The 20,170-nt window shown below is 64.0% G+C and carries 14 protein-coding genes and 1 pseudogene; 10 read left to right on the top strand and 5 right to left on the bottom strand.

Going from position 1 to position 20,170, the window contains the following annotated elements:
* Positions 1 to 149 precede the first annotated feature (149 nt).
* The 3 genes from HBNXHr_RS03140 to HBNXHr_RS03130 all read left to right on the top strand — a co-directional run bounded on the left by HBNXHr_RS03140 (position 150) and on the right by HBNXHr_RS03130 (position 5,040).
* Positions 150 to 1,985, top strand: a complete 1,836-nt coding sequence (locus tag HBNXHr_RS03140) for an Hvo_1808 family surface protein (protein WP_275883141.1) — start codon at positions 150 to 152, stop codon at positions 1,983 to 1,985.
* A gap of 91 nt (positions 1,986 to 2,076) precedes the next feature.
* Positions 2,077 to 3,819, top strand: coding sequence for an Hvo_1808 family surface protein (locus HBNXHr_RS03135; RefSeq protein WP_275883140.1), 1,743 nt, complete (start codon positions 2,077 to 2,079; stop codon positions 3,817 to 3,819).
* A gap of 60 nt (positions 3,820 to 3,879) precedes the next feature.
* Positions 3,880 to 5,040: a nicotinate phosphoribosyltransferase gene (locus HBNXHr_RS03130; protein ID WP_275883139.1), complete on the top strand. Its 1,161-nt coding sequence runs from the start codon at positions 3,880 to 3,882 to the stop codon at positions 5,038 to 5,040.
* A 16-nt stretch (positions 5,041 to 5,056) separates the two neighbouring features.
* Here the strand turns inward: HBNXHr_RS03130 and HBNXHr_RS03125 are convergent, their stop codons facing one another.
* Complete coding sequence (locus HBNXHr_RS03125) at positions 5,057 to 6,745, bottom strand: histidine kinase N-terminal 7TM domain-containing protein (RefSeq protein ID WP_275883138.1); 1,689 nt, start codon at positions 6,743 to 6,745, stop codon at positions 5,057 to 5,059.
* Between the two features lie 330 nt (positions 6,746 to 7,075).
* Between HBNXHr_RS03125 and dapA the strand changes: the two genes are divergently transcribed.
* From dapA to HBNXHr_RS03110, 3 genes are read left to right on the top strand one after another with little or no spacing between them, the layout of a single operon-like run.
* On the top strand, positions 7,076 to 7,999 hold the full coding sequence (gene dapA / locus HBNXHr_RS03120; protein ID WP_275883137.1) for a 4-hydroxy-tetrahydrodipicolinate synthase: 924 nt from the start codon (positions 7,076 to 7,078) through the stop codon (positions 7,997 to 7,999).
* A gap of 31 nt (positions 8,000 to 8,030) precedes the next feature.
* Positions 8,031 to 8,795 carry a 4-hydroxy-tetrahydrodipicolinate reductase gene (dapB, locus tag HBNXHr_RS03115; protein WP_275883136.1) on the top strand — a complete coding sequence of 255 codons (765 nt, stop codon included), beginning with the start codon at positions 8,031 to 8,033 and terminating at the stop codon, positions 8,793 to 8,795.
* 1 nt (position 8,796) lies between these two features.
* Complete coding sequence (locus HBNXHr_RS03110) at positions 8,797 to 9,624, top strand: 2,3,4,5-tetrahydropyridine-2,6-dicarboxylate N-succinyltransferase (protein ID WP_275883135.1); 828 nt, start codon at positions 8,797 to 8,799, stop codon at positions 9,622 to 9,624.
* A 220-nt stretch (positions 9,625 to 9,844) separates the two neighbouring features.
* Here the strand turns inward: HBNXHr_RS03110 and HBNXHr_RS03105 are convergent, their stop codons facing one another.
* The 4 genes from HBNXHr_RS03105 to HBNXHr_RS03090 form a co-directional block, all read right to left on the bottom strand.
* Positions 9,845 to 10,222 (bottom strand): PIN domain-containing protein, encoded by a 378-nt coding sequence (locus HBNXHr_RS03105; RefSeq protein ID WP_275883134.1) that lies wholly within the window; start codon positions 10,220 to 10,222, stop codon positions 9,845 to 9,847.
* Positions 10,219 to 10,479 carry an AbrB/MazE/SpoVT family DNA-binding domain-containing protein gene (locus HBNXHr_RS03100; protein ID WP_275739380.1) on the bottom strand — a complete coding sequence of 87 codons (261 nt, stop codon included), beginning with the start codon at positions 10,477 to 10,479 and terminating at the stop codon, positions 10,219 to 10,221. Before HBNXHr_RS03100 ends, HBNXHr_RS03105 begins: the two co-directional genes overlap by 4 nt.
* A gap of 705 nt (positions 10,480 to 11,184) precedes the next feature.
* Positions 11,185 to 11,934 carry a ribonuclease HII gene (rnhB, locus tag HBNXHr_RS03095; protein WP_275883133.1) on the bottom strand — a complete coding sequence of 250 codons (750 nt, stop codon included), beginning with the start codon at positions 11,932 to 11,934 and terminating at the stop codon, positions 11,185 to 11,187.
* Positions 11,931 to 13,280, bottom strand: a complete 1,350-nt coding sequence (locus tag HBNXHr_RS03090; protein WP_275883132.1) for a tRNA pseudouridine(54/55) synthase Pus10 — start codon at positions 13,278 to 13,280, stop codon at positions 11,931 to 11,933. The genes rnhB and HBNXHr_RS03090 overlap by 4 nt, the downstream gene beginning before the upstream one ends.
* 132 nt (positions 13,281 to 13,412) lie before the next feature.
* On the opposite strand from HBNXHr_RS03090, the gene HBNXHr_RS03085 reads away from it, so the two are divergent.
* The 4 genes and pseudogenes from HBNXHr_RS03085 (at position 13,413) to HBNXHr_RS03065 (ending at position 19,819) form a co-directional block, all read left to right on the top strand.
* Positions 13,413 to 14,225: an undecaprenyl-diphosphate phosphatase gene (locus HBNXHr_RS03085; protein ID WP_275883131.1), complete on the top strand. Its 813-nt coding sequence runs from the start codon at positions 13,413 to 13,415 to the stop codon at positions 14,223 to 14,225.
* A 69-nt stretch (positions 14,226 to 14,294) separates the two neighbouring features.
* A pseudogene (locus tag HBNXHr_RS14295) lies at positions 14,295 to 15,826 on the top strand (lipopolysaccharide biosynthesis protein).
* 86 nt (positions 15,827 to 15,912) lie between these two features.
* Positions 15,913 to 16,770: a CheF family chemotaxis protein gene (locus HBNXHr_RS03070; protein WP_275739370.1), complete on the top strand. Its 858-nt coding sequence runs from the start codon at positions 15,913 to 15,915 to the stop codon at positions 16,768 to 16,770.
* A 151-nt stretch (positions 16,771 to 16,921) separates the two neighbouring features.
* Positions 16,922 to 19,819 carry an endo-1,4-beta-xylanase gene (locus HBNXHr_RS03065; protein ID WP_275883128.1) on the top strand — a complete coding sequence of 966 codons (2,898 nt, stop codon included), beginning with the start codon at positions 16,922 to 16,924 and terminating at the stop codon, positions 19,817 to 19,819.
* Positions 19,820 to 20,170: the final 351 nt, after the last annotated feature.

The following is a 20,170-nucleotide window of genomic DNA, read 5'->3' as shown; positions in this document are numbered from 1 at the left end:
TCGAGTTCGGTGAATACCTCACCAGGCCGGCTGGAAGTTCGGTCTGGCGGATCGATTGGCTGATCCCGCTTTTCACGGGACGGAGTCGACTTCAGATTCTGTAGTTCAGCAACTGGTTATCAGTATACGGGGGATCGATCGTCGATCGCATGGTTTCCCGCACCAAACTCATGGCCGCTGTCGTAGTGATCGCATTGGCCCTCCAGCCGGTGACGGTCGCGACGGCGGCAGCGACCGACGCACCGACCCCGACGACGAGTGACTCACTCACAGTCGGCGACGTACCCCAGGCAAGCGAGAACGAAACGGAACCGAACGAGACCCACCCGTCGGACCCTGCAGCAGACGTCCTCGGGTGGGAGAACGGCTACTGGTACAACGAGACGATTGCCGTCACGCCCGAGGACGGGCTGAACGAGTCCGAACTCGGGGCGGTTGTGAACCGGAGTATGGCCCGCGTCGAGCAGATCCGACGCCTCGAATTCGAGGAGACCGTCCCTGTCGAGGTCATCGGTCGAGAGGAATTCGAAGCGACTGTCGACAACAGTACGGAGACGAAGACCGATGCGCAGCGATTGCGGATGAACGTCACGTACGAAGCCCTGTTGATGGTCAACGAGTCGACTGATGCAGTGGCGGTAGAGGCCGACAATCAGGGCAGTAGCATCGGCGGATTCTACGACCCCGTGTCGGAACAAATCAGGATCGTCTCGGAGAACACCTCGACACCGAAGATGAACGAGATCACCCTCTCCCAGGAGCTCTATCACGCGCTCCAGCATCAGCAATTCGGGCAGGCAATATTCAACCACACGACACGGGAAGCGCACAACGCCAAGGATGGTATCGTCGAAGGAGATGGCAACTACGTCGACCGGCTCTACCAGCAGCGCTGTCAGAACGAGTGGGCCGGCAGCTGTCTCATGCCGAACACTGCAGAATCGACCTCGACGCCCGACTTTCACTATGGGCTCTTACAGATATATTTACAGCCCTATATCGATGGCCCGCCGTTCGTCCAAGACCTCCGTGAGGAGGGCGGCTGGGAGGCAGTGAACGCGGTCTACGACGAAGTGCCGGCCTCGACCGAGCAGACGATTCACCCCGAAAAGTACCCCAGGGATACACCCGCGAATGTCACTGTGCCGGATCGAAGTGCCGAGGAGTGGCGGCCGCTTTCGGTTGAGAGTGGCCCAAATTACGCGTCCGTCGGCGAGGCCGGGCTGTACGTGACGCTGTGGTACCCGGCGATGCAAACCCAGGGAGCCGTCTCGATCATCCCGTTGCGGAACCACATGAATTACGGGCCGGATGGCGAGATCCAGGACTTCGATCGGTACAACTACAACCACACGTACACGGCGGGCTGGGATGGTGACAAACTGATCCCGTACGTACCCGACGACTCAAGTGGGACCAACGAGACCGGCTACGTCTACAAGACGGTCTGGGACTCGCCGGAAGACGCCCAAGAGTTCCAGGAAGGATACGAACGCCTCCTCACAGTCCACGGCGCGGAGTCCGTCGATGGACGCAACGACACATATCGGATCCCCAACGAAAGTGGGTACAGTGACGCCTTCTACCTGAATCGGACCGGCGATCGGTTCACGATCGTCAACGCACCGAACGTCGAGGAACTTTCGGCCGTCCGGGAGGGAGCAGCCCCCGAAGCGGAAGAGACGACATCTGAAACCGAAGAGTCGACGCCCGCAGGCGAGACGACAGAAGCGGACGAATCGACGACAGAATCCGATGAGACGACAGACGACACGACCACGGATACTGAGACAGCAATCGAGGAGCCGGATACCCCGACAGAGAGCGGTGACGAGACCGGAGACGAGTCGGAAGCCACCGAGAACCGGAACGTGACCGACGAACAGTCGACCGAGACGACGACGGCCTCGGGCCCCGGATTTACCTTCGGGGCGGCAGTCCTCGCGCTCGTCGCGCTCATCTCGATGGCTACCCGTCCAGACTGACACGAGCCAAGCTGGGTGGAAATTCCGCCTGGGGCTGGTCAGGCGACCATCGGCACCGAGAATTTTTAACCGACTCGCCCCCAGACGGGGTATGGTCCACCGAACACGGATTATCGCCGTGGTCCTCGCGGTCGCACTGGCCGGCGTGCCAGTCGCCGCGGCGGCCGGGTCCCCGAACGCAGCCGCCACCGCCCAGACGGACAGCCCTCCGAACACCACGCACCTCTCGAAGACGACGGACGATGCCACGCTCGCCGACCAGCATCCGCCCGATCCCGAGTCGGACGTCCTCGGGTGGGAGAACGGCTACTGGTACAACGAATCGATTGCCGTCACGCCCGACGATGGGCTGAACGACTCTGAACTCGACGCGGTGGTCGCCCGCGGGATGGCACGCGTCGAGGAGATCCGTCGCCTGGAGTTCGAGGAGGCCCCGCCGGTCGAAGTGATCTCCCGTGAGCAGTTCAGCGAGCGGGTCGAAAATCAGACGGCGAACGTGACCACCGCGACCCGTCTCCACCAGAACGTCAAGTACGAGGCGCTGTTGATGGTCAACGAGTCGACCGACGCGATCGGCGTCCAAGGGCAGAATCAGGCCGGGAGCGTGGGCGGGTTCTACGACCCGTCAGCCGGCGAGATCAAGATTGTCTCGGAGAACACGTCGACGCCGAAGATGAACGAGATCACCCTCGCCCAGGAGCTGTTTCACGCCCTCCAGGACCAGCGGTTCAACATCTCGTCGTTCAACCAGTCGACCCAGGAGCTCCACAACGCGAAAGACGGGATCATCGAAGGCGACGGCAACTACGTCGATTACCTCTACCAGGAACGGTGTGAGGGTGAATGGCAAGGCGACTGTATCATGCCCGAGGGATCACAGGGCGGGTCAACCGCCGACATCCACATCGGTCTCCTCCAGATCACGCTCCAGCCCTACAGTGATGGCCCGTCGTTCGTGCGGGACATCCACGAATCGGACGGCTGGGACGCGGTGAACGCGGTCTACGAGAGCCCACCAAACTCGACCGAGCAGACGATCCACCCCGAGAAATACGGCGAGGACGAGCCGACACCGGTGTCGATCGAGGACACCAGCGACGACCGCTGGCGGCCGCTTGCGATCAACGGGAGTATCAACCACGCCTCCTTCGGTGAGGCAGGGCTGTTTGTGGCGCTTTGGTATCCGAGCTACGAATCGCTCTCGAATCGGATCATCCCCTACAATAGCCACATCAACCAGGTTGGCGGCGGCGTCGACGAGTTCGACCCGTACGACTACAATCACACCTACACGGCGGGCTGGGACGGCGACAAACTCATGCCATACGTGACCGACGAGTCGAGTGCGACCAACGAGACTGGCTACGTCTACAAGATGCTCTGGGACTCGCCGGCGGACGCCGGACAGTTCCAGGAGGGCTACGAGCAACTCCTTGCGTTCCACGGCGCTGAATCCGTCGACGGTCACGAGAACGTCTACCATATTCCCGACGACCAGGAGTTCAACGACGCGTTCTACCTGAATCGGGACGGCGACACGTTCACGATCGTCAACGCGCCGAGTGTCGGGGAACTCTCAGCAGTGCACGCGATGGCGCCGGACGTCCAAGAGCCGACGGAAACGGCGACCGACGACGGGACGGCCACAGGCGACAGCGAGACCGAGACCACGGAGTCTACCGACGAGACGGCGACGGACGACGAGACCACCGATGGGGTGACGGACACCGACGAGCCAACCGACACGACGACGACGAACGGCCCCGGATTCGTCGCCACGGGTGCGCTGATCGGTCTTCTCGCCGTCGCACTGCTGGCACTCCGCCGGCGGTAACACGAGCGCGACGCGGCGACCCGGGAGGTTTTTTGTACGCGACGAGAATCGACGGGCAGGATGACCGAGAAGACGCCGTTCGACATCGTCGGCCCCGAGGCGATCAGTGCGGGACGGGCGACCGACGCCTACTTCGATCGGACGATGGAAGCGCTCGAACACGCCGGGAAGAATCCGTCGGTCGTCGCGGAGGTCTCGGCCGACCAGTTCCCGACCGGCGAGTTTGCCGTCCTCGCCGGGCTGAAAGACGCCGCCCACCTGCTGGAAGGACACCCCATCGACGTCGACGCGCTTCCTGAAGGGCAACTGTTCGATCACGGGCCGGTAATGCGGATCGAAGGCCGGTATCGGGAGTTCGCTCGCCTGGAAACGTCACTGCTTGGGTTTCTCTCCCACCCCACCGGGATCGCGACACACGCACTCCGTGCTCGCCGGGCCGCTCCCGACTCGACAGTGTTGAGCTTCGGGTCCCGGCACGTCCACCCGTCGCTGGGCGCGATGGTCGAACGCAGCGCACTACTCGGGGGGCTCGACGGTATCTCCAACGTCGCCGCCGGCGAAGTCATCGACTACGAGGCCGGCGGGACGATGCCCCACGCGCTGGTGATCTGCTTTGGCCGGGGCAACCAGGAGGACGCCTGGCGGGCCTTCGACGAAGCTGTTGGCCCCGACGTCCCGCGGGTCGCGCTGTGTGACACCTACAGCGACGAAGTCGAGGAGGCGATCCGGGCCGTCGAAGCCGTTCCCGACCTCGACAGCATCCGGCTGGACACCACGAGTTCACGCCGCGGGGACTTCCGGCGGATCGTCCAGGAAGTCCGGTGGGAGCTCGACGCCCGCGGACACGACGACGTTGGCATCTTCCTCAGCGGCGGGCTCGATCCCACAACCCTTCGAGCACTCCGAGACGTTGCCGACGGGTTCGGCGTCGGCGGGTACGTCTCCAACGCAGATCCGAAGGATTTCGCGCTGGACATCGTCACGATCGACGGCGAGCCGGTCGCCAAGCGGGGCAAGCTCTCGGGGAAGAAGGCCGTCTATCGGACGCCCGATGGGGGCCACGAGGTCGGCCTCGCCGGCCGGCCGGGACCGACCGACGCCGAATCGTTGTTCGAGCCACTGCTTCGAGACGGCGAGCTAGTCCGGGAATTCGACATCGACGACGCAACGCGTCGGGTACGGGAAGATGCCGACGCGGTGGGTTTCGGGGACGGCGACTGACCCACCGTCCGTGCGATCACTCACGACCGGGCACAGTCAACGTGACCGTCGTCCCGTCCTCGCCGGTTTCGAAGTCGACAGCACCATCGAGTGAGTGGACGATCCAGGAGACGAGCCAGAGTCCGACGCCGCTGCCGTGTGATAGCTGGGTCTCCTGCCCATCGGTGATCGGTTCGAGTTCGTGATCCGGGATGCCCGGACCCTGGTCCCGGACCGTGATTTGGACCTGGTCCTCGACAACGGTCGCGGTGACGCTCACCGTCGGGGCGTCACCCGGGGTGTGCTCGATCGCGTTCGTCAGCAGTTCCTTCAGGGCGAACCGGAGTCGTTCCTTGCCGTCGAACGAAAGTGTTGCGTCGGGGAGGTCGACGGTTATCCGGGCGGCTGGATGTGCCGTTTGGACGTCTGTGACGACCTCCCCCAACAGGGTGTCAAGAGACGTACACGTGTACCGTTCGCGTTCGAACGTTCGGAGAATCCGATCGAGTTTCTCCTGTTTGTCCATCATCGCGGCGGCGTTGTCCCTGATGACCCGGATTCGGTCGCGGACCTCGTCGTCGTCGGCTCTGGCGGCGGCGTACTCAGCGTTTCCGTGGATCGTCGTAACGGCGTTCGAGAGGTTATGTCGGAGCAGTCGGTTGAGCACACTGACCTGCTGGCGGTTGTGCTGGCGGGCGGTCACGTCCCGCAGCGCGAGCAGCGCCCCCGAGTCCGTGCTGGTTCCCTGGGGCAGTGGGGTAGCTTGGACATCGTAGTACCGGTCGACGTTCCCGACTTCGTAGACGATCGTTTCCTCGACGCGGTCGCTGTCGAGCCAGTCACACAGTTTCGAGCTGACAGCGGCCAGATCACCACCGATCGCGTCCGTGCGTTCGACGCCAAACACATCCACCGCCGTGGGGTTCAATTCGATGACGTGACGCTCGCTGTCGATCACGACAACCGGGTCGTCGAGCGTCTCGATCAGTTCGGTTCGAGCGAGGTATCTCGCTGCCGGGCCGATTTCGAGAAAGCGGTGACGATACACTGTCACCAGCAGGAGACAACAGGTCAGAACGATCCCGAGGATCGTCGGATCGTACGGCGTCCGGATCAGGTTGGAGAGGTACAGTACGTTCGCACCCCACGGCGCGAGGACAGCCATCAACAGGACGCTCGCCTGTGCCCGGTAGAGCAGATCCGCGGTGACGACGAGTTCGATCAGCAAGTACGACCCGATAGCAAGCAACAAGTAGGAGTACGCAGCGTGAATCCAGAACAGCGGGCCGTATCGTGATTCCGGGATCGCTCCCGTGGCGTCCGTGACAATCGCGAGATCGCGCCAGAAGAGAGAGTGGATACCGGCGGGATCGTTCGTGATCGCCGCCACGACGGTGATCGTGGGGACGACACTGAGCAGGGCGATCCGGCGACGCGAAAGCCAGGCCCACCGGCCTGTGTACGCAAGGACGAACACTACCCAGGCGACAGGGACGATGACGATCCCGAAGTAGGACGCTTTCGTCAGGACGACGCTCGTGAGCGGGTCCGTCGAGAGGAGTTCGAGACCGGCCGACAGCGACCACCACCCGGCGAACACGGCGATCACGGCAAGTGCGCGCGCTCCCGGCGCGTGGCGGTTCCTGTAGACGGCGACAGCGACAGCTGTGGCAACCAGCGTCGCAGCGAACAACGGCGCGGCACCGAGCGTCAACTGCCAGTCCATACGCTGTACTTCCCGATGGTTGGTGTATACACGGAAGACTGTGCCGACCTAATTCTCACAATCAATAACTCATGTTCGCAAGCAGTCACGAACGTAACCACTAAGTCATCCGGCGGGAGAAATAGACACATGACGCCGACACCCCGACTGCAGGCTACAATCGGTCAGCCGAGTCACGGGGAGGGGGCCGATCGGAACGAAAGGGGTTGTCGGCACACGTCGCGTCCGAAGCTGAAGCGAGCCTGAGTGGCTCGAGGCGAGGGTAGCGACCTCGTTTCGGGTCGGTTTTTTGATGTAGCGCCGTAATCACCCAGTACTTCACGCACATCCATGCCACCACAACCACTGTTCGAAGGCGTCTACCCCGCGATGACGACACCCTTCGAAGACGACGAACGCATCGATTTCGACCAACTGCGGGCGAACGCCCGGCGGCTCGAAGCGGCCGGCGTCGACGGGGTCGTCCCCGTCGGCTCGACCGGCGAGAGCGCGACGCTATCCCACGACGAACACGTCGAAGTGATCGAGGCCGTCGCCGGAGCACTCGAGGATGTCCCAGTCATCGCCGGCACCGGGAGCAACAACACCCGCGAAGCACTTTCACTGTCCCGCCGAGCGCGAGACGCCGGGGCGGACGCCCTCCTGCTCATCTCGCCGTACTACAACAAGCCCGAACAACGCGGGCTCCGCGAACATTACCTGACCATCGCCGACGAGATCGACCTGCCACAGATCGTCTACAACGTCCCCTCACGGACGGGCCGGAACATCGACCCCGACACGGCGGTCGCGCTGGCCGACCACGAGAACATTCAGGCGTTCAAGGCCGCCTCTGGCGATCTCGGCCAGATCACTGAGATCGTCGAACGGACCCGCGAGCAGGACTTCACCGTCCTCTCGGGCGACGACGCGCTGACGCTGCCGATGCTGTCGATCGGCGCGCGCGGGGCGATCAGCGTCGTCGCCAACGTCGAGCCGGTCCGGACCTGTGCGATGGTCGGGGCGGCGCTGGCGGGTGACTTCGAACGCGCTCGGGAGTTGCATCACGAACTCGGGCCGCTCGCCCGAGCGTTGTTCATCGAGACGAACCCGATCCCGGTCAAGGAGGCGATGGCGATCCGGGGCCACGGCTCGCCGGAACTCCGGTCGCCCCTGACCCGGCTCGCCGATGAGCACCGGGCCCACCTCCGGGACGTGCTCGACGAGCTCGACCCGATCGACGTCGAGACGCCGGTCGAGACGACGGATCGATAACCATTCCGGGACCGAGGACGGAGCGAGGGGTATGATACGAGTTGGCGTCACCGGCGCGGCAGGTCGCATGGGACGGACAGTCATCGAGACGGCGGGCGATCGCGAGGACGTGACGGTCGGCTTCGCCGTCGACGCCACGGACGAAGGGACGGTCGCCGGCACCCCGGTCCACGAACCGGCTGATATCGGGGCGCTGCTGGCGACGCACGAACCCGACGCGATCGTCGACTTCTCAGTCCCCGAGGCGACCGTCGCCTTCGCCGACGCCTGCGCCGAGGCGGGCGTCCCGCTCGTGACCGGGACGACCGGCTTCGAGGACGAGCAACTCGACGAACTGGAGGCTGCAAGCGAAGACGTGGCTGTCCTGAAGGCCGCGAACTTCGCCCGCGGGATCCAGGCACTGTTGTCGACCGTCCGGGCAGCCGCGGAAGCATTGCCCGGCTACGATGTGGAACTGACCGAGACCCACCACAACGGCAAGCAGGACGCGCCGAGCGGCACGGCGAAGACGCTGCTCGAAGCACTCGCCGAGGAACGCGAGGAGGACTTCGAGGAGGTCTACGGCCGCGAAGGTATCGACCCGCGCGAAGCAGGAGAAGTCGGCGTCCACGTCCGACGAGCCGGTGATGTCCGTGGCGAGCACGAACTCATGTTCGCGGGCAACGACGAAGTGGTGACGCTGACCCATCGCGCTGAGGATCGCGGGGTTTTCGCCGCTGGCGCACTTGACGCCGCGGTTTGGGTCGCTAGCCGCGACCAGGGATTCTATACCTTCGGGGACGTAATCGAGGGCTAACATGAGTCTGGAAAGCGATATCGAGACGCTCTGGGATCGATCGGACGACCTGACACCTGCTGATCTCACTGAGGACCAGCAGGCCACCCTGGATCGCTTCCTCGAAGCACTGGAGGCCGGTGAGGTTCGGGCGGCCGAAAAACGAGGCGATAGCTGGGAAGCCAACGCCTGGGTCAAGCAGGGCATCCTGCTGAATTTTACTCTGCGGGACACCCAGGCCCGCGAGTACGGCGACGTGACCTACCACGACGTGCTCCCGCTTCGGGAGACCGCTGACCTTGGCGAGCGTGGCACCCGAAACACACCTGACGGGACCGTCATCCGACGCGGTGCCTACGTGGGCAGCGATGCGATCCTGATGAGTCCGGCGTTCGTAAACATCGGTGCGCACGTCGGCGACGGCACGCTCGTGGACTCCAACGATGTCGTCGGGTCGTGCGCTCAGATCGGCGACGACGTGAAACTCGGCGCGAACACCGTCATCGGTGGCGTGCTCGAACCCGTCGAGGACGCGCCGGTGATCGTCGAGGACGGCGTGGCACTGGGAGCCGGCAGTCGTGTCACCTCGGGGTTCGTCGTCGGCGAGAACTCGGTGGTCGGCGAGGATACGCTGTTATCCCCCCGGATTCCCGTCTATGACTTAGTCGAGGAGGAGATTCTCTACGGCGAGTTGCCGCCCGAACGTCGGGCATTCCAGCGGTTTGTCGAGTCCTCCATCGGCGAGCACGACCTCTTCGACGGCGGCGCGTTCAAGCCGGCCGTGGTTGCGACCCACGTCGAGGAGGAGACGTTGGAAGGAGCCGAGCGGGAGGACGCCTTGCGGGAGTAACGGAAAGCATCCGCGTGCCTGCGGCACGCGGTTCACGCGAGCGACCGAAGGGAGTGAGCGCCTTTTTGGTCCAGATTTTTCAAGGAGTGGTGCGCCGAAGGCGCACCCGACGATGAAAAAGGTGGGAGCGAGACGCTGGAAGGAGCCGAGCGAGAGGACGCGTTGCGGGAGTAAGAGAGAAAACGCGTTGCGGGAAGAGCATCCGCGTGCAGGAACGCAATTACTGGGATTTTGCTTCGATCGGAATACGGTCGTCGGTGAGGTCGTCGAACGCTTTGTCCGAGGAGACGATGGGATCGGCGTCAGCATAGGCGACGTGGTAGGCGTCGAATGCCGTGAGGTCGTACTGTTCCATGTAATCCGCCGCCTGAAAGAGAACGGATTCGTCCTCGGGAACGTCCGCGATTTCGAGGACGTAGCTGAGTGCCTCGAAGCGATCGAACGCGAATCGGTCGGAGATCATCAACAACTCGAGCAGCGTTGCCCGTGACGTGTAGATCTGCCCATCGTTCTCCCGGGCGATCGAGACAGCACGCTCCTGGAGCCAGTCGTCGTCTTTGACCAGCGCGATGAAAAAGTCGGTATCGGCGTAGATCATTGCGACGAGTCCGAGAGATCCTCGACCGCAGCTTCCCTGGCGGCCGTCCGTGCCTGCTCTTTGATCTCGGCGATCGAATTTCCGTCGAACGTATCGCCGACGGCATCTCGAAGCCCTTCGATTGGATCCCGGTTGATCGGAATGAGTTCGACCCGATCATCGAGTTCAACGACCCGATACCGATCGCCGTGCTTCTCTCGGATTTCATGCGGAATGACGATCCGCCCCCGATCGTCGGCCTCGGCGGTTTTGCTCATGTGGGTATGACTAGTTGGGGAGTGGGTAAAAATCTTCCCACAATCCTCACTGAGATCCCGTACGGTCGAATCTATTTGGGAATAGACAGCGATCACAGCGCGAAGGTGCAGGAATATCGTCGTGGGAGAAGGCAGCCGGATGTTCGCACCCTGAATGGTAGTGTTCAGATAAGGATTCGAGATGATTGAAACCAGCCAGAAAGCCCTCGTCAGTTCCGGTCCCGCGGCTCGCTGTGCGTGGTTCGAGAGAGCTTCGCTCTCTCGTCATCACGAAAGACCGCAGGTCTTTCGAACGACTTCGGCCGCGTTGCGGCCTGCAGTGTCTGCTCACGGGCGCGAAGCGCCCGTTCGCACGGGCCATGCGCGGCGCTGTGCGCCGCGAGTTCGAGGCGGTGAAACCGCCTCGCAAGGCGGCTCTGCCGCCTCGCGGCTTGCGTCGCCGGGGTTCCCGGAAAGGGAGGTCGGCGTCGCCGACCTCCGCAAACCGTGGCGGCAGGGAGACGGCGTCGCCGTCTCCATTCGAGGCGGTGCAACCGCCTCGCAGCCGCCACGCGTGCCTCGCCCTTTCATTTTACCAGAAGACGTAGTCTTCTGGTCGCCCGAAAATCTTCGATTTTCGCAGGCCACCAGGATTTAGCCGATTCGCCGGCAGAAATAGGCTCTTTGATCGGTGCTTATCTGAACACCACCCCCTGAATATGCCCATCAATCAAAATCATCGAGAGCGGCCTGCCCGGCCGCGTTACGGACGTCGCGGCTCGTCTGCCACGACTCTCGCGCACACGCCGGGAGTTCGCCGTGTGCTTCAATATAGTCCTCCAGAAAGTCCCGGGTCGTCGAATCGCCGGGGTAGCCGCTGCCGAGGTCGCCGTACTCGGCCGCAAGCTCCGCAACATGGGCGTCGCGTTCGACTTTGGCGATGATGCTCGCCGCCCCGACGATCAGATAGGACGCGTCAGCGCCATGCTCGGCCCGGAGATCGAGATCGGCCTCGATCCGGTCGGCGACACGGCGCTCGAAGCGGACGGCGTTGGTGTCACCGGCGTCGAGGTAGGCGGTGAGTCCGTCGCTGGCGACTGGTTCGAGTGCTTCGGCGTGGGCCGCGACGGTGAGCGTGTTCATGTCGGTCTCGGGGTCGTCGATCCGCGCGACCGGGATCTCGCTGACTGCCACGGCGTGCGCTCGATCGCGAACGACGGCCGCGAGTTCCTCGCGGCGCTCGGCCGAGAGGTCCTTCGAGTCGTCGACGTCGTCGGGCAGATCGGCGGGGTCGGCGACGACGCAGGCCGCGAACATCGATCCCAGCACCGGCCCCTTGCCGGCCTCGTCGACGCCGGCCCGGAGATCGCTCCCGTCGTCGGTCCAGTCATCGAGGCACGTTCGCTCGCCGGGCGCGTGCTCGTCCGCGTCGGCGGAGTCCTCACCGGCGGTCGAACCGTCGCCACTCCCCGTCATTCCGCTCGGGCGTCCCGGAAGAACGGCTCGCGTTCGAACGGTTCGTCCTCGCCTTCGACATCGAGGACATCGAGTGCCGTCACCTCGGCAGCGATGTCGAGCAGCCCGGCGAGACTGGGTTCGGTTCGCCCCTCGTCGCCGGAGACGAGTTCCTTCACGTAGAGGCCGCCCTCGCCGTGGACCTCGATCGTGGCGTGGTTGGCTGTGGACGTGCCGGAGTCGTCGGCTTCCGCTCCGACAGCCAGTTCCATCCCTTCGCCGTCCGGGTCGAGTTTGCCATCGATGGCGTAGACGTCACGGGTTCGAACGATGTCGCCGCGGCGATGGGCGACGCGGTTTGGCGTCCGCTGCTCGATCGTCTTCCCTTCGAGTTCCGCGAGAGCCGATTCGAAGTCCTCCCGGTCGACATCCTCCTCGAACGCGACGGTCATCCGGTAGGTCTTGCTCGCGTCGTGTTCCTTGACGCGCTCGACCATGTCGTGAGTCGCGAGCGCGAGCCCCTCGACCTCGACCTTCCCGTCGGCGAAGTCGTTGATGTCGTCCTGAAGATCCTCGACGTCCACGTCGCGGGTTCGGGGCTCTTTGACCTCTATCACGAACGGGCGACCGGTGCCGAGCATGCGCGCGTCGACGTCCTCGCGACCGGCTCCGTGGAAGACCGCCCGGGAACCGTCCATCGCCTCGCGGACGACCGGCGCGGTGAGTTCCTCGACGCTCTCGTCGTAGCGATAGCCCGTCCCGTCACAACCCTCACAGGGCTTGCCGTCGACGGTGCCGGTGGCGTTGCAGTCGTTACAGGGCCACTCCGTCTGGGGGATGTCGCGCTTGATCTTCCGATAGCGACCGTAGACGAACGCGGAGTTGACCTGGACCTCGACGCTATCGGCTTCGAGGTCGAGCAGGAGCTGAACGTCAGGGCGTTCGAAGTCGACCGCGGCGTCGATCTGCCCGCCCAGACGCTTGCCGACCTCGCGGTTGAACTCCCCCTTGAGCGGTTCGCCCGCGTCAGCTTCGAGGCCGGCGTCCTCTCTGAGCAGGCGCTCGTTCTCCTCGATCAGTGCGGGGACGCGCGTCCCGACCTGGTAGGTGTCGAAGTCGTACTCGGCGATGGCGTCGGCGGCGCGGTCGGCCCAGTCGTCGAAATCCTCGCAGGCACCCTCACACACCCAGCACTCGTCGGGAGCGTCGATCGGTTCGTCGTCGTCCAGTGCGACGGTGGTCCGTAACGCACGGCCGCGCTCGGTGTTCGTGAGTCCGAAACTCCGGTCGGCGACCGGCCGGCCGAGACACGCGTCACAGATCGGGCCAGTTGCTCGCGCGGCCCGGGCGAATGCGAGGAGATCCATAGGGGGAGTGTATCGGCAGGGGCGTATTTCCCTTTCGAGTCACGCTCGGCCACGATCAGGGCCGCTCGCTATTCCGAGCCGTCCACGCCACGAACCGAACCGGCTTTGTATCGGCTGTCCGGCGATGCAGTCATGGATGAAACGCTACTCGCGGCACTGCTAGGTGCCGTCCAGGGTGCCCTGGAGTGGCTCCCGGTGTCGAGCGAGGGCGCGCTGGCACTGGCCCGGACGGCGGTCGGCGACACCGCCCTGGAGGCGACGCAGTTCGCGCTCTTCTTACACGTCGGGACCGCTTTCGCGGCGACAGTCTACTACCGGGCGGACGTCCGGGATCTCCTCGGGGACGTCCGCGAATGGCGACCCGAGACGGCCTTCGCGCCGGCCGGTGCTGACCTCTCCTTTGTCGTGCTCGCGATGACGACCTCGTTCGCGACCGGCGGGATCGCCTATCTCAGCCTCGAAGAACTGGTCTCGACGCTGTCGGGCGGCGCGTTCGTCGCGCTCATCGGCGCGTTGCTGGTCGCGACGGGGCTGATCCAGTACGTCGCCGAGGGGTCGGGCGGGCGGCGGGCGGATCCGGACGCGGTGGACGCCGTCCTCGTCGGCGCGCTTCAGGGCCTGGCCATTCTGCCCGGTGTCTCCCGGTCCGGGACAACCGTGAGCGCGCTGTTGCTCCGGGGCCACGACGGCGAGGGATCGCTCCGGCTGTCGTTTCTGCTGTCGATCCCCGCCGCCCTGGCGGCCGGCGTGCTGGTGCTCGTCGAGACCGGGCTGCCCGGGATCGAGCCGGTCGCGGCGGTCGTCGCACTCGCGGTCAGCGCGGTCGTGGGCTATCTGACCGTCGGAACGCTGGTCGCGCTGGTTCGTCGGCTGGCGTTCTGGGCCGTCTGTACGGCGTTCGGGCTGCTCGCGGTCGCCAGCGGTCTCGCGATCGCAGTGGTGTAGAATCGAAGGTGAGACGGCTTTCGAATCGTTTACTTGCGGGAGCTGATTCCCCCGAAGTAGTATCGAGCTGTGAGTGAAACTGATTCGGAGATACCTGACGACGAGCGCGAGGCGCTGGTGACGATCGTCCACGGGGCGGTCGTCACGTCGGGTGGCGTCTCGATCCAGCGAGCGCTGGCGACGGCGACGGAGTTCGTCCTCGCGCGCGGGCTCGACCCCGTCGTCTACGGCGTCTACGCGCTTTCGTGGCGGATCGCGGGGCTGCTCGTGCGGCTGGTCACTTTTGGAAGCGTGCCGACGCTGCAGCGATACCTCCCGGCCGCCGAGGACCAGCCAGCGACCCAGTCGCGGGTCACGGGCCTGGCCTACGCCACGACGGGGGGCTTCGGGCTGGCGATCGCGGTCGGCGTCTGGCTCGCGGCCCCGTGGCTCAACCGTCTCACGCTCGATCACCCCGATTTCCCTCGTGCGATGGGACTGTTCGGAACGCTCGTCGGGCTGATCGGGGTCGTGATGATTGCCGCCGCGACCTTCCGGGCGGCAGGCTCAGCCCGCGGGGAGGTGCTATTCAACAAGATCCTCCGGCCAGCCGCGCGGTTAGTCGGGGCGCTCGTGGCGCTCTCCCTCGGATTCTCGGTCGTGGGCGTCGCCGGAACGATCGTGGCGTGCATGGCGATCCTCGTCGTGGTGGGCGTCCCGATCACCGTTCGATCGACCGGTATCACGCCGTCGTTACGGGGCGCTGGGGCCGAAGCTCGGCGCTTTTTCGATCACGCCGCGCCGGTCGCGATGAGCAGCCTCGGAAAGGTGTTTCAAAACCGGGTCGACCTCCTGCTGGTCGGCGCGTTGCTGACAGCGGTGGCGGCGGGGATCTACAACGTCGTGCTCGTGCTGGTCGCCATCGCGTGGATCCCGTTGTTGTCGTTCAACCAGTTGCTCCCACCGGTCGCCTCGGATCTCTACGCGAGGGGAAGATTGAGACGTTGAACGCCGTCTACGGCTCGGCCACGCGGCTGATCGTCACGACTGTGGTCCCAATCCTCGCGATCCAGGTCGTCTACGGACGGGTATTCCTCGGCGTGTTCGGTGAGCCGTTCGTCCGTGGATACGTTCCGCTGGTGGTCTACCTCGGCGGTGTCTTCGTCGGGAGCGCGGTCGGCGCGACCGGGTGGCTGTTGATGATGACCGACCACCAGTACGCCCGGATGGCACTCGACTGGCTGCTGGCGGTGCTCAACGTCGCCCTGACGTATACCTTTATCCAGGCGTTCGGCCTCGCCGGGGCGGCCCTTGGCACGTCGCTGGCGATCGCCGTCCAGAACGGCCTGCAGGTCCTGCTGCTCAGACGCTTCGAGGGATTGTGGCCCTTCGACGCGGCGTTCCGGACGCCGATCGCGGCCGGTCTCGTCATGCTCGCGGTCCTCTTTGGCGTCCGGTCCCTCGGCGACGGGGTGGCCGTGGCAGGGCTCGGTAGCTTCGTCGGGATCGGAGCCTACTTCGGGACGCTGGCCGTCCTGGGGGTCGATCCGCGTGACCGGCTCGTCGTCGCCGAACTCGCCGGCCGATATCGGGAAAGGGTGGGCGAGCGGTTATCGCGGTAACGCCACCGACTGTGGACGATATCGCACTCGGCGGTGAGAACTTATATGCCCGTGAGTGGCTAACTTCCGGGTAGGCACGCGGGCCCATGAGTGAGGAAGAACAAAAAATCCTGGACGTTGCCGGAGACTACCGGCAGGTCCGCCGCGACGGCCAGCGGGTCAACGATCCCGATTGGCAGTCCTCACGCATCGTCCTGACCGACAAGCGGCTCGTTCTGGCGGGCAACGGGTCGAATCGGTCGCTGCCTCACGGGCGGGTGACGATCCCGAACGATCTCGATGCGATCGAGATTGCCACCGACGCGATCGCGCTCCGGGTCGGCTCGACCGTGATCGAGATATCACCGACGAGCGAGAGTGATTTTCCGAGCACGTACTGTCGGGCAAATCTCGCCGGTGAAGTCGTCCTCGTCAATCATCCGGCAGTCGTGGGCGGGGTCGTCCAGGACGACGCCGAATGGACGAAAGCCCGGTTTTCGGCCACTGAAGAGGAGGTTACGCTGACGTTTCCCGGCGGCGAGCGGGTCACCAGTGACTTCGCCGACGTGGGGACCGTCGAGACAGGGACGCGATCGGTCATGGGCGAGACGCGACCGGTCGTCGAGATCGAACACACCGACGACGATGGTCGAAGTGTCGAGACCCACCTCTCGGGGACCGAACGGCACACGTCAGTGCTCCGGAAACTCTTCGAAGTCAGCGTCGCCGAGCGTGACGACGAATACGAACTCACGGAGACGGAGAGTCAAGTTCTCATGGCGCTTTACTCGGGGGTATCCCCGTTCGAAATGGCCGACTTCGTCGGTCTCAGCGTCGATGAAGTCGAAGAGATCTACGGGAAACTCCTCGAAGTCGGGGCGGTCGACGAGGTGCGCACTCGTACCGAGGTCTCGCTCAACGCCCAGGGCCGTAATATGGCCAGCGAGGCGATGAACGAGCAGTGACTGCAACGTCGTCGACATGTTCCGAGACGGGAAATAATATCAGAAAATTATAAAGTTCTGTGAATGTCGAAGGCGAGTTGGGCGATTCAACGACTATTTTTCCCAAAACACTAAGTAAAATCGTGACGAACAGATCGAGCGCTATACACAGATGACAGACGATCGATTACACATTCATGGCGATCGACGGACGTTTCTGAAGTCCGTCGGGGCACTCGGGGCGGCAACGGCGGTTGGATCGGGGTCAATCGGGTCGGTGGTGGCCGACAATCATCTCGACGACTATCACCAGACACTACGGAGCGAGCTCCAGGAGAAGTACGATCTGCCTGCCGGGTCGTTCCGGTATGGGGCAACAGAACAGGAGACGATCGACAGTTTCGAGTTCCAGTCCGGTGACAGCGGCACCCTCTCGGAGATCTCCGTCGACAACGACTCGGTCCCGATCACCCAGGGCGTCCGCATCGAAGTCAACGAGGAAGGCGCGGACTCCTGGACGTACTCCTACCAGCGATTCCTCGAAGAACAGTCCTTCGAGGAAGGGGACGTCCTCCTCGGCGTCGGGTACATCCGCAGCGAGTCGGAGAACGCGGAGACGGAGGGCTTCTTCAAATATCGGTACGTGGACGAGGACGGCAACACGCAATACCAGGATGCCAACTACATCACTGGCACCACGACTGTCCAGCCGGGCGAGGAGTGGACCCGCTATTACTTCCCGATCGAAGTCGGGGCCCAGCCGGGAACTTCTCGCACCCCATACGTCGAATTCTGGCTTGGAATGGCCCAGCAGACCGTCGAGTTCGGCGGGATGGCGCTGATCGACTACAGTGACGCAGACGTCGCGGTCGGCGATCTCCCAAGCGGCGCGCCGAGTACGGGCGATGGCTACGAGATGTGGTCGGAGACTGACGACGCCTATTACTCGGAGCTCATCAGCGACCTCAAGGGATACAACCTCGGCGGTGCCGGTCAGTTCGTCAACGGCACGACCGAGGCGGCCGTCTTCGACACGTACGAACTCGGCGGCGGCAGTGCGGACCTCGCCAACCAGCAGTCCCTGGACGTCAGCGGCGACGACGTGCCGTTCTCGGAGGCGACCCGGATCGAAGTGACCGAACCAGCCGAGGACGACTGGCTGATCAGCTTCAAGTCCTACGGGAACCGTGGGCTATCGAGCGGCGACGTGCTGCTCGGCGTCGCGTACATGCGCGATCCGGAAGGCGATTCCACGATCACCTACAAATCGACGGGAACGGGCAACGAGTCGTCCAATTACGTCACCAAATCGGGCCCCTCGCTCACCGGCGAGTGGAAGCGGTACTACTTCCCGATCGAGTACGGCAGCGACGCTGCATCCGGCGAATGGTGGACCGAGATCTGGCTCGGCGCAAAGGCCCAGACCGTCGACATCGGCGGCCTCGCCGTCATCGACTTCGCGCAGGGAGTAGCCGTCGGTGACCTCCCCGCCTGGGAAGAGGCCATCAGCGAGCAGTGGGAGGAAGAAGCCGACGCCCGGATCGAGGACCATCGCAAGACCGACTTCGGGGTCGAAGTCGTCGACGACGGCGGCAACGCCGTCGAGGGTGCCGATGTCGAGGTCGCCATGCAGGAACACGACTTCAACTTCGGGACGGAGGTCACCGCCGATCACCTGATCCCGAACACCGAGCCCGGAGATAAATACCGCGAGGTCATCACGGAGAACTTCAACACCGCCGTCCTGGGCAACCACCACAAGTGGCGCTTCTTCGAGGAGGCACAGGACACCGCCGACGCGGCCACGGAGTGGCTCGTCGAACAGGACATGTCCATCCGTGGCCACGTCTGTCTATGGGCGGCCGTTGACTCGTACGCCGTACCGGCGGATGTTGTCGCGGCGATGGGCCGGGAGTGGTCGGAGGTAGACGATCCCGAACTCGATCCGGAGTACGTCCGCGATCGAACGTTCGAGCACATCGAGGAGATCATCAACCACTACGCGGACTTCAAGGACTACGGCAGCGTCATCGACGAGTGGGAGGTCCACAACGAGACCACTCACGTGCCCGGGTTCATCAAGGCAGTCCGTGGTGTCGGTCCTGACGAGGAACTCGACATCAACCCCGTCGAGGCACCGGTCCTCGCCGAGTGGCACAACCACGCCGAGGACGTCGCCCCCGACGATGTCGGGATCGCGATCAACGACTACAACACCATCGAGGGCCCCATCGAGCAAACGCGCCAGGACCACAACCGAATGGCCGAGTTCCTGGTCGAAGAGGGCGTCGGGCTCGACGGGATCGGCCTGCAATCACACTTCAACCAGTCGATGGCGCTTACCCCGACCGAGATCTGGGATGCCCTGGAGCTGTATACCGGCCACGGTGCGGGCATCCGCATCACCGAGTTCGACATGGCCGACGAGACCTGGACGGAGGCCGACAAGGCCACCTTCTTCAAGCAGTTCCTCAAGGTGACGTTCAGCCATCCGAACGTGGACACCTTCATGGTGTGGGGCTTCAAGGACGACCTCCACTGGCGGGACGACGCGCCCTTCTTCGACGCCCAGTGGAACGAGAAACCGTCCTTCGGCGTCTGGCAGGACCTGGTCTTCGACGAGTGGTGGACAGAGAAAGCCGGCAGCACCGACGCCGACGGCGTCTACGCGACCGACGGATTCAAGGGCACCTACCGGATCACGGCGACCCACGGCGAGCAGACCGCCGAACGGGAGATCGAGATCGACGACAGCACCGACACCGTGACGGTCACAATCGGCGAGGTCGAAGACGGCGACGGTGAGGAAGACGACGGTGCGGACGACGGCGAGGAGACCGCGCCCGGTACGCTGCCCGGCGGCAGCGGCCCGTCCCAGGATCCCGACGGCGACGGCCTCCACGAGGACGTCAACGGCGACGGCAACGCCAACATCGCAGACGTGCGCTCGCTGTTGAACAATCGCAATCACGAGTCAGTGCGGGCCAACGCCGACGCCTACGACTTCGACGGCGACGGCAGCGTCGACGTCGGCGACGCCCTCGCGCTGTTCCGGAAGCTCTACCAGTAACGACGACGCCCGGGATCCGTCGTCGGTACCGCTTTTGCTCGCAGTTGTTGGATTCGGCGTTCGACGATCCGGACGACCTATTGCGTGCGTAATGAAATTTTGTAGGACGGTCGACGAGTAGTCGACCGCCGGGTGTCGAAACACGGAAATACGACCGGCCTACAGAATGACGTGAATTCACGCGATTTCCGGGCGATATCGATACCCCTCTTAAATGCTTTGTGGAGACGCCCGTTGAGAGTAGGTGAGAAAGCGGCGAAAATAGGGGGATTGAGCCCACTCGGGCCGGTTGCGGGGGTTGGACACACCTGGTCTGAACCAGAAAGCATTTATCATATGTGGTAGATGGAT

The sequence above is a fragment of the Halorhabdus sp. BNX81 genome (assembly GCF_029229925.1).
In the GTDB taxonomy this organism is placed as follows: domain Archaea; phylum Halobacteriota; class Halobacteria; order Halobacteriales; family Haloarculaceae; genus Halorhabdus.
This window is presented reverse-complemented; position numbering and strand designations above follow the sequence as displayed.